The following is a 9,459-nucleotide window of genomic DNA, read 5'->3' on the forward strand; positions in this document are numbered from 1 at the left end:
CACCCCACGAAGCACCACGAGGACAACGAGCACAACGAGGACACGGAAGGAGGGCCGCACCATGGCCGGCGGCATCCCTCGGGCACAGCCGCCCCCCGAAGGACTGTCCCCCGACGACCCGCTCCCCGACGAACTCCCCAGCCGCATGCTCTGGCGCCTGCGGCGCAACCCGATGCGCCGCCCCAGCGACCTGCTCCAGGCGTGGATCGGCCTCGGCATACTGCTGGCCGTACTGGCCGGCACGCCCGTGGCCGTGTTCCTCGTCGGCGACACCGCCCTGCGCCACTACGAGCAGGCGGCCGAGCACCAGGAGAAGACGCGGCGGCAGACCACCGCGGTCCTCCTGCACGACGCTCCCCGCCATCCCGAGCCGGGCTCCGAGGAGGCGAAGAAGACCCGCTACCCGGTACCGGTGCGCTTCACCGACCCGGGCGGGCTCGCCCGCACCGCCAGGACCGACGTCGAGCCCGGCCTGCCCGCGGGCAGCTCCGTCGACGTATGGGCCGACACCGACGGACGGCTCACCGAGCCGCCCCTGACCACCTCTCAGGTCCGCAGCCACAGCACGGGCTGGGCGATCCTCGCCGCCCTGGCCGTCCCGGTCACCGGCGCCGCTGCGTACGGCGCCGCCGGCCTGCTGCTCCGCCGCCGCAACCTGGCCGCCTGGGACAGCGCCTGGGCCCGCACGGCCCCCCGCTGGACACCATCCTCGTGACCGTGGGGTGCCGTCGCCCGCACGGACCGTGCCGTATCCGGTACGGCCCGTGCGGGCGACGGCACTTCGGAGCCCGTTTTCCAGATCTTGATGCTGCACTGTCAGGTCACCGGCAGGAAGCCCCGTCGCACACTGCCGGAAACCGGCAATGTGCGAGGCGGGCCCGGTCGGGCATCATGGTGCGAGGGGAGCACCGCGGACGGTTCCGGTGCCGGGCACCGGCAGATGTCCGGTTCCGGGGCCGGCAGGGGGGAAGTACCGCCGCCCGGTGCGTCGCAGGGGGAAGAGGGGGCTGACGATTCCGCGGCGCACTCGCCGCCCGCCGCCCGGCGCCCGAGCCGCCGGGACACGGCGGGGGCCGGCCCCGGCCACCCGGTCTCTCCCATACTCACCGTTCCTTACCGTCAAGGACGTATGCCATGGATGTCATCGGCGCACTCGTCGCGGCCTGCCTGCTCGTCGTTGTCCTCGTGCTGTTCACCTTCTCCCGGCTGTTCCGGAAGGTGGAGCAGGGCAAGGCCCTGATCGTCTCCAAGATGCGCAAGGTCGACGTGACCTTCACCGGCCAGGTCGTCCTGCCGGTGCTGCACAAGGCCGAGGTCATGGACATCTCGGTGAAGGCCATCGAGATCACGCGCACCGGTCGCGAGGGGCTCATCTGCCGGGACAACATCCGCGCCGACATCCGCATCACGTTCTTCGTGCGGGTCAACAAGACGGTCGAGGACGTCGTCAAGGTCGCCCAGGCCGTCGGCACCGCCCGCGCCAGCGACCGGGACACGTTGCAGGAGCTGTTCCACGCCAAGTTCTCCGAGGCGCTGAAGACCGTCGGCAAGCAGCTGGACTTCACCGACCTCTACACCAAGCGCGAGGAACTGCGGTACCGGATCATCGAGGTCATCGGTGTCGACCTGAACGGCTACCACCTCGAGGACGCGGCGATCGACTACCTGGAGCAGACGCCGCTGACCCAGCTCGACCCCGGCAACGTCCTCGACGCCCAGGGCATCCGGAAGATCACCGAGCTGACGGCGGTGGAGCACGTGCGCACCAACGAGGCGCAGCGCACCGAGGAGAAGGAGATCACCCGGCAGAACGTCGACGCGCGCGAGGCCATCCTGGAGCTGGAGCGCCGTCAGGCGGACGCCGAGATCAAGCAGAGGCGGGAGATCGAGACCTCCCGCGCCCGCGAGGAGGCCGAGACCGCCCGCGTGGTGGAGGAGGAGCGGCTGCGCGCGCAGAGCGCCTTCCTGCGCACCGAGGAAGAGCTCGGCGTCCAGCGCGAGAACCAGGCCCGTGAGGTCGCGGTCGCCGCGAAGAACCGCGAGCGGGTCATCGCCATCGAGAACGAGCGCATCGAGAAGGACCGCCTCCTGGAGGTCATCGCCCGGGAGCGGGAGACCCAGCTCACCCGGATCGCCGCCGACAAGGAGGTCGAGGCGGAGAAGCGGGAGATCGCCGAGGTCGTCCGCGAGCGGGTCGCGGTGGACCGTACGGTCGCCGAGCAGGAGGAGTCCATCAAGAAGCTGCGCGCCGTGGAGGAGGCGGAGCGCGAGCGCCAGGCCGTGATCATCGCCGCCGAGGCGCAGGCGCAGGAGAAGCTGGTCAAGGACATCAAGGCCGCCGAGGCCGCCGAGCAGGCCGCCGCCCACCGCGCGGCGGAGGAACTCACCCTGGCCGAGGCGCGGTTGAAGACCGCCGACCTCGACGCCCGCGCCAAGCTGCGTCTGGCGGAGGCCGTCCAGGCCGAGGCCGCCGCGGAGGGGCTGGCCGCCGTCAAGGTCCGCGAGCAGGAGGCCGAGGTCATCGAGAAGGCCGGTCGCGCCGAGGCCGAGGCATTGCAGGCCCGGCTGCGCGCCGAGGCCGACGGTGCGCAGGCCAAGGCGCTCGCCGAAGCAGCCGCGATCGGCGAGAAGCTGAAGGCCGAGGCGGCGGGCCTGACCGAGAAGGCGGCCGCGATGGCCGCCCTGGACGAGGCCTCCCGCGAGCACGAGGAGTACCGGCTGCGGCTCCAGGCGGAGAAGGAGATCCGGCTGGCCGGCCTGGAGGCGCAGCGGCAGGTCGCCGAGGCGCAGGCCACGGTCCTCGCGACCGGCCTGGAGAACGCCGACATCGACATCGTCGGCGGCGAGTCGGTCTTCTTCGACCGCCTGATGAGCGCCGTCTCGCTCGGCAAGGGCGTCGACGGGTTCGTGGAGAACTCCCGCACCGCGCAGGCCCTGGCGGCGCCCTGGCTGGACGGCTCGTCGAGCTTCACCGACGACCTCGGCCGGATCCTCGGCCGGATCGGATCGGCCGACGTCAAGAACCTGACGGTCTCCGCGCTGCTGATGAAGCTGATGCAGTCGGGCGGTTCGAACGCCGGTCAGCTCCAGCAACTCCTGGACCGCGCCGGTGAGCTGGGTCTCGCCGACACCCCGCTCACCGCCCTCAACGGCACCGTCCGGGCCTGACGATCCGCGGGAACGGGCCCCAAGCCGCCGTCGGGGGGCGGCGGTTGAGGGCCCCGTCCCGCGGATCACGCCGGAATCGCGGGGCCGAGAAGCCCCGCCGACGGGAGCCGGCCTGATCCGTCGGACAGGCCGGGCTCCGGGCCCGCACCTCTTCGCGAAGGGACGCACCACCCATGGCCACCGCCCTGGAGACGGGTTCGTACGACTCCGTGGACACCGGAACGTACGAGGTGCTGCGCGACCGGCTGACCGCGCAGGCCGCCGAGCTCGCCCGCGGTGCCGAGCGACTCAACGCCCGACGGGCCGAGGAGTTCGGCGCCACGCGCCTGGACCTCACCGGCACCGGCCGGCTGCGCACCGAGCACCCCAGCGTGCCCCGCGACGTCGTGGCCGTCGGCGACCGCCTGCTTTTCGGCTACAACGGCACCCGGCCCGAACCCCAGGTCGGCGACGTACTCGCCCTGCACGACCGGGAGTTGAACCGGCTGCCCGAGGATGCGGTTCCCGGACTTCTCGACGACCCCGCCTTCCTGCGGGAGTTCGCGGCCCTGCACCGCTACTACCGGCAGGCCCGGCTGCTGAGCCTGCGCCGCGTGGAGGGCCGGCTGCTGGCCGTCTTCCGGACCGGCGAGAAGGCCGGCGACATCCGGGTGCTGCGCTGGACGATCACGCCCGACGGCCGGGCGACGTTCCTGGACGGACGCGGCGAACGCGACCACGTGCCGCCGCCGTCCCACGACTTCGAGTGGACCGTGACCGGCCGCGAGGACCACGTGCTGGGCCGCCACCCGCACGTTTCGGTGCGCGGCGAGATCTTCGTCTCCACCGTCGGCGGCCGCCTCACCGTCAAGACGGAGGACGACACCGAGACCGGCGAGGGCATCCACAGCGAGCCGGTCGACGAGCCGCTGCAGTCCCTCGCCGACGCGGACATGGCGCACGCCGTCGTGGGCCCGCTGATCCTGCTGCGGATCCGCCCCTACAAGGAGCAGGCCCACCGCTACCTCGTCTTCCACACCCTCACCAGGACCGTGGTCCGCCTCGACGGCATCGGGCAGGCCTGCCGCCGCCTGCCCGAGGACCAGGGCATCGTGTTCCCCGGCGGCTACTGCCTGGCCACCGGCGCCCACAAGACCTACGAACTGGACAGCGCGGGCCTGGAGTTCGAGCGCGAGGTGCGTTCGCCCTACGGCGAGGACGTGCTGTACGCCTTCCACGCGCCCGCCGAGGGGCGCAGCCTGCTGCTGTCGTACAACACCATCCGCGAGGAGGTCGCCACCCCGCTGTCCTGCCACGGCTGGGCGCTGTTCGACGACGGCACTCTGATGGCGCTGCGCACGGACCCCTCGGCCGGGCCCGACGAGCCGGGCCGCGTGCACCCCCTCCAGCAGTGGAGCTCCCCCTACGCCGCCGACACCCATGCCGGCTCCACGGGCACCGGCCCGCTCTCCCGTATCGGCAACGCCGACCTGGTACGGGGCATCTCCGACTGCCTGTCCATCAGCCGCGCCGTCGCCGAGACCACGCCGACCGTCGAGGTGTACGAGGCGCTGGCCGCCGCCTGCGTCCGCGCCCTCGACAGCCACCACTGGCTGGGCGAGGAGGAACTGGGGGACCTGCGCTCCCCGCTGGACGCCGTACGGGCCACCGCCGAGCAGGTCCTGGAGGAGTTCCGTACCGTACAGACGCTGACCCGGCAGGCCGCCGACGCGCTCGAAGCGGCCGCCGGCCGGCTCGCCGCGGTGGTGCGCCGGCTGCGCGGCGAGGCACCGCGCGGTGCCTCCGCCTGGGTCGGCGGCCTGAGCGAACTTCGGCAGGCCCAGGGCCACTTGCTGACCCTGAAGGAGATGCGGTACGCCGACACCGCCCGCATCGACGAGCTGGCCGCCGAGGCGGAGGCCGACCTCGCCACGTTCGGGCAGCGGGCGGTCGCCTTCCTGGGCCGAGAGGACGCCTTCGCCGACCACCACGACGAGGTCGAACGCCTCGTCGCCGACGCCGAGTCGATCGGCAGCGTCGCCGAGGCGGCCCCGGTCGCCGACCGGCTCGACGACCTCGCCGGCACGCTGCGCACGGTCACCGAGGTCGTCGCCGGCCTCGACATCGGCGACGCCACCGTGCGCACCTGCGTCCTGGAACGCATCGCCGAGGTGCTGGGCGGTGTCAACCGCGGCCGCGCCCTGCTCGACGCCCGCCGCCGTGAGCTGCGCGACCAGGAGGGACGCGCCGAGTTCGCGGCCGAGTTCGCACTGCTCGGCCAGGCCGTCACCGGCGCACTCGCGGCCGCGGACGATCCGGAGGTCTGCGACGAGCAACTCGCGTCCATGCTGGTGCGCCTGGAGAACCTGGAGTCCCGCTTCGCGGAGTTTGACGACTTCCTTGGCGAACTGGCCGACAGACGCACCGAGATCTACGAGGCCTTCTCCGGCCGCAAGCAGGGCCTCCTGGACGCCCGCGCCCGCCGAGCCGAACAGCTCGCCGCGTCCGCGGGCCGGGTGCTGGAGACGATCGCCCGGCGCGCGGCCACCCTCGCCGACGCCGATGCCGTCAGCACCTTCTTCGCCTCCGACCCGCTGGTCGCCAAGGCCCGCCGCACCGCCGAGGAACTGCGCGAACTCGGCGACCCGGTACGGGCGGAGGAGCTGGACGGCCGGCTGAAGTCCGCCCGCCAGGAGGCGGCCCGCGCGCTGCGCGACCGCACCGACCTGTACGCCGACGGCGGTCGCACCATCCGCCTGGGCACCCACCGTTTCGCCGTCACCACCCAGCCGCTCGACCTCACCCTGGTCCCGCACGGCGACGGCCTCGCCTTCGCCCTGTCCGGCACCGACTACCGCGCCCCGGTCACCGACCCGGACTTCGCGGACACGCGCCCGTACTGGGATCGGCGGCTGCCGTCCGAGTCGCCCGAGGTCTACCGCGCCGAACACCTCGCCGCCCGGGTGCTCCGCCGCCATGGCGCGGCCGCGCCGGCACAGGCCGACCTGCCGGCCCTGGTGCGGGGGGCCGCGGAGGAGGCGTACGACGAGGGCTACGAGCGCGGCGTCCACGACCACGACGCGACGGCGATCCTCACCGCCCTGCTCCCCCTGTACGAGCAGGCCGGCCCCCTGCGCCACGAACCCGCCGCGCGGGCCGCCGCCCAGATGTTCTGGGCGCACGGCACCACCGCCGGGGCCCGCACGGCCTGGACCCGGCGAGCGGCCTCCCTGGCCCGCGCCCGCGACGCCTTCGGCCCGTCCCCCGCGATCGACGAACTCGTGTCGGAACTCGCGGCGGCCCTCGAGACCTGGCCGGCAGCCCCGGGCGGCAACGGGCCGGCTCCCCTGGGAGCGGGTCACCTGGCGCGTGCCGCCGCGGTGTATCTGTTCGAGGAGCTGACGAGCGGTCCCGAAGGGTTCGTCATCAGTGCCGCCACACGCACCCTGCTCGACAAGTTCCGCCGTACGGTGGGCAGTTCCGCCTACGACGAGGACCTGGCCGCGCTCGACGACCTCGCCGCGCGCCGCCAGCTGGCCGGGGCGTGGCTGTCGGCGTACGTCACCTCCACGGGGACCGAGACCACCGCCGGGGACCTGGCCGAGGCGGTGGCCGCCGAGCTGTGCCCGGACCTGCCCCGCCACGAGTCCGAGGTCTCCCCGGTGACCACGGTCGATGGCCTGCTCGGCACCCACCCGCGCATCGAGGGCCGCACCCTCACTCTGCGGATCGACGAGTTCCTGGCCCGCACCGAACGCTTCGAGACGCGGGAGGCACCCGCCTTCCGCGCCTACCAGCGCCGCCGCACCGCCCTGGCCGACGCCGAGCGCGCCCGGCTGCGCCTGGACGACCACCGCCCGCGCTCCATGGCGGCGTTCGTCCGCAACCGGCTCATCGACGAGGTCTACCTGCCCCTCATCGGCGACAGCCTCGCCCGCCAGCTCGGCACCGCGGGCGAGACCAAGCGCACCGACACCGGCGGCCTGCTGCTGCTCGTCTCGCCACCCGGCTACGGCAAGACCACGCTGATGGAGTACGTCGCCGACCGCCTGGGCCTGATGCTGGTCAAGATCAGCGGCCCGGCGCTCGGCCACAACGTCACCTCACTGGACCCGGCCGAGGCGCCGAACGCCACCGCCCGCCAGGAGATCGAGAAGATCAACTTCGCGCTGGCGGCGGGCAACAACACCCTGCTGCTCCTGGACGACATCCAGCACACCTCACCGGAGCTGCTGCAGAAGTTCATCCCGCTGTGCGACGCCACCCGCCGTGTCGAGGGTGTCTGGAACGGCGAGGCGCGCACCTACGACCTGCGCGGCAAGCGGTTCGCCGTCTGCATGACCGGCAACCCCTACACCGAGTCGGGCGACCGCTTCCGTGTCCCCGACATGCTCGCCAACCGCGCCGACGTCTGGAACCTCGGCGACGTACTGACCGGCAAGGAGGACGTCTTCGCGCTCAGCTTCCTGGAGAACGCGCTCACCGCGAACCCGGTGCTGGCGCCGCTGGCCGGCCGCGACCGCCGCGACCTCGACCTGTTCCTCGGGCTCGCGGCCCACGACCCCGCGGCCCGCCCGGACCGGCTCAGGCACCCCTACGCGCCCGCCGAGGTGGAGCAAATCGTCTCCGTCCTGCGCCATCTGCTCACCGCGCGCGAAGCGGTCCTCGCGGTCAACGCCGCCTACATCGCCTCCGCCGCCCAGTCCGACGCGACGCGCACCGAGCCGCCGTTCCGGCTCCAGGGCTCCTACCGCACCATGAACAAGATCGCCCAGCGGCTGCGGCCCGTCATGAACGACGCCGAACTGTCCGCCGTCCTCGACGACCACTTCACCGCCGAGGCGCAGACCCTCACCACGGGAGCCGAGGCCAACCTGCTGAAACTGGCCGAGCTGCGCGGCACCCTGACCCCGCAACAGGCGACCCGCTGGGCCGAGTTGAAGTCGGCCCACATCCGCGCCCAGGCCCTCGGCGACCCCGCCGGGGACCCCCTCACGCGCGCGACCGCCGCCCTCGCCCTGCTGGCCGACCGGATGGGCGCCATCGAGGCTGCCCTCACCGGCCGTACCGCCTCCCGGGCCCGGCACGCGGCCGAGCGCGGGAAGGAGGAGTGACGACGATGCAGACGATGACGGCGGTTACGGCGGCGATGGCGGTGATGACGCCCTTCCTGGTCCCGCTCAGCACCGCCACGCTGATCGTGGCGGCCAGTACGACCGTCCTGGTGCGCCGCGACCGCCGCCGGGCCCACGCCTACCGGTGTCCGTCGCCCGCCGAGGAGGAATGAGCGCCTCCCGGGCGTGCCGCCGCATCAGTTCCGCGAGTTGCCGAACAGCAGGCGGTAGCCGATGAGCAGCACGAGCGAGCCGCCGATGGCCGCGCCCCAGGTGTAGAGGTCGAAGAAGTTGTTCTCCACGGGCCGGTCGAGGAACCTGGCGGAGAGCCACCCGCCCACGAACGCGCCCGCGATGCCGATGAGAGTCGTGCCGATCAGACCGCCCGGGTCCCGGCCCGGCAGCAGGATCTTGGCGATGGCCCCGGCCAGCAGTCCGAGGATGATCCAGCCGATGATGCTCACGTCGCCTGTCCTCCAGGAGAGTTGGTTGCCCGATCGCGTGGTTCCGGATGCCTGCTACGACCAGGACGCGAGGTGCGGCGCCCGTGGTTGCCTGGCCGGTCCGCATCCAGATATTTGCATTATTGCGCAACCCTTGAACAGTCGAGGAGGGCAGGCGTGTTGACCCCATGAACACGGAGGACCGAAAAGCTGCGGAAGAGTTCGATGAGTGTGCCCTTGACCAAGGGCGGCGACGTCATCGCCAACATGCACCGGGCGACCTTCGACGCCACCCAAGAAGGACCGTGACTTCGCGAACCGCTCCTGGGACGAACTGCCCGACGACCGCGACCTCGCCATCGAGGCCGCGGCCTGGTACCTGCACGACCTCGCCGTGCTGCCCGCCCACCGGCCGGCCCCGTACAGCAGGAACGACCTGCCTGCACTCGGCTACGACACCGGCCAGGGCGACATGCTCGCCTTCGCTCGCGGAGCCACCCCCGGCAGTCAGGCCCGGTCCTACCTCGACAAACTGCACGCGAACCGGGCCAAGGCCGGCCAGGCGGGTCCGCTCCTGAGCCGGCCTGATCCAACGGAAAGAACCCTGGGGGAAAGGCCCTAGACCCGGGCTCGCTCCGCCGCCCGGCTCGAGCGCGTCCGCGGAGCCACCCCCGGCAGTCAGGCCCGGTCCTACCTCGACAAACTGCACGCGAACCGGGCCAAGGCCGGCCAGGCGGGTCCGCTCCTGAGCCGGC

The 9,459-nt window shown here is 72.7% G+C and carries 5 protein-coding genes; 4 read left to right on the forward strand and 1 reads right to left on the reverse strand.

Annotated elements, in window-relative coordinates; all coding sequences use genetic code 11:
• Positions 1 to 61: 61 nt before the first annotated feature.
• The 4 genes from ACFY4A_RS10315 to ACFY4A_RS10330 all read left to right on the forward strand — a co-directional run bounded on the left by ACFY4A_RS10315 (position 62) and on the right by ACFY4A_RS10330 (position 8,434).
• A complete protein-coding gene (locus ACFY4A_RS10315) occupies positions 62 to 715 on the forward strand; it encodes a hypothetical protein (RefSeq protein ID WP_390828979.1) in 654 nt (217 codons plus the stop codon).
• Positions 716 to 1,134: 419 nt separating this feature from the next.
• On the forward strand, positions 1,135 to 3,168 hold the full coding sequence (locus ACFY4A_RS10320) for a flotillin family protein (RefSeq protein WP_390828980.1): 2,034 nt from the start codon (positions 1,135 to 1,137) through the stop codon (positions 3,166 to 3,168).
• 173 nt (positions 3,169 to 3,341) lie between these two features.
• Positions 3,342 to 8,261, forward strand: a complete 4,920-nt coding sequence (locus ACFY4A_RS10325) for a DNA repair ATPase (RefSeq protein ID WP_390828981.1) — start codon at positions 3,342 to 3,344, stop codon at positions 8,259 to 8,261.
• Between the two features lie 5 nt (positions 8,262 to 8,266).
• Positions 8,267 to 8,434, forward strand: coding sequence for a hypothetical protein (locus ACFY4A_RS10330; RefSeq protein WP_390828982.1), 168 nt, complete (start codon positions 8,267 to 8,269; stop codon positions 8,432 to 8,434).
• Between the two features lie 24 nt (positions 8,435 to 8,458).
• Here ACFY4A_RS10330 and ACFY4A_RS10335 read toward each other — a convergent pair whose 3' ends face one another.
• Positions 8,459 to 8,725: a GlsB/YeaQ/YmgE family stress response membrane protein gene (locus ACFY4A_RS10335; RefSeq protein ID WP_390828983.1), complete on the reverse strand. Its 267-nt coding sequence runs from the start codon at positions 8,723 to 8,725 to the stop codon at positions 8,459 to 8,461.
• Positions 8,726 to 9,459: the final 734 nt, after the last annotated feature.

Origin of the sequence: Streptomyces sp. NPDC001292 (assembly GCF_042896465.1) — a bacterium.
In the GTDB taxonomy this organism is placed as follows: domain Bacteria; phylum Actinomycetota; class Actinomycetes; order Streptomycetales; family Streptomycetaceae; genus Streptomyces.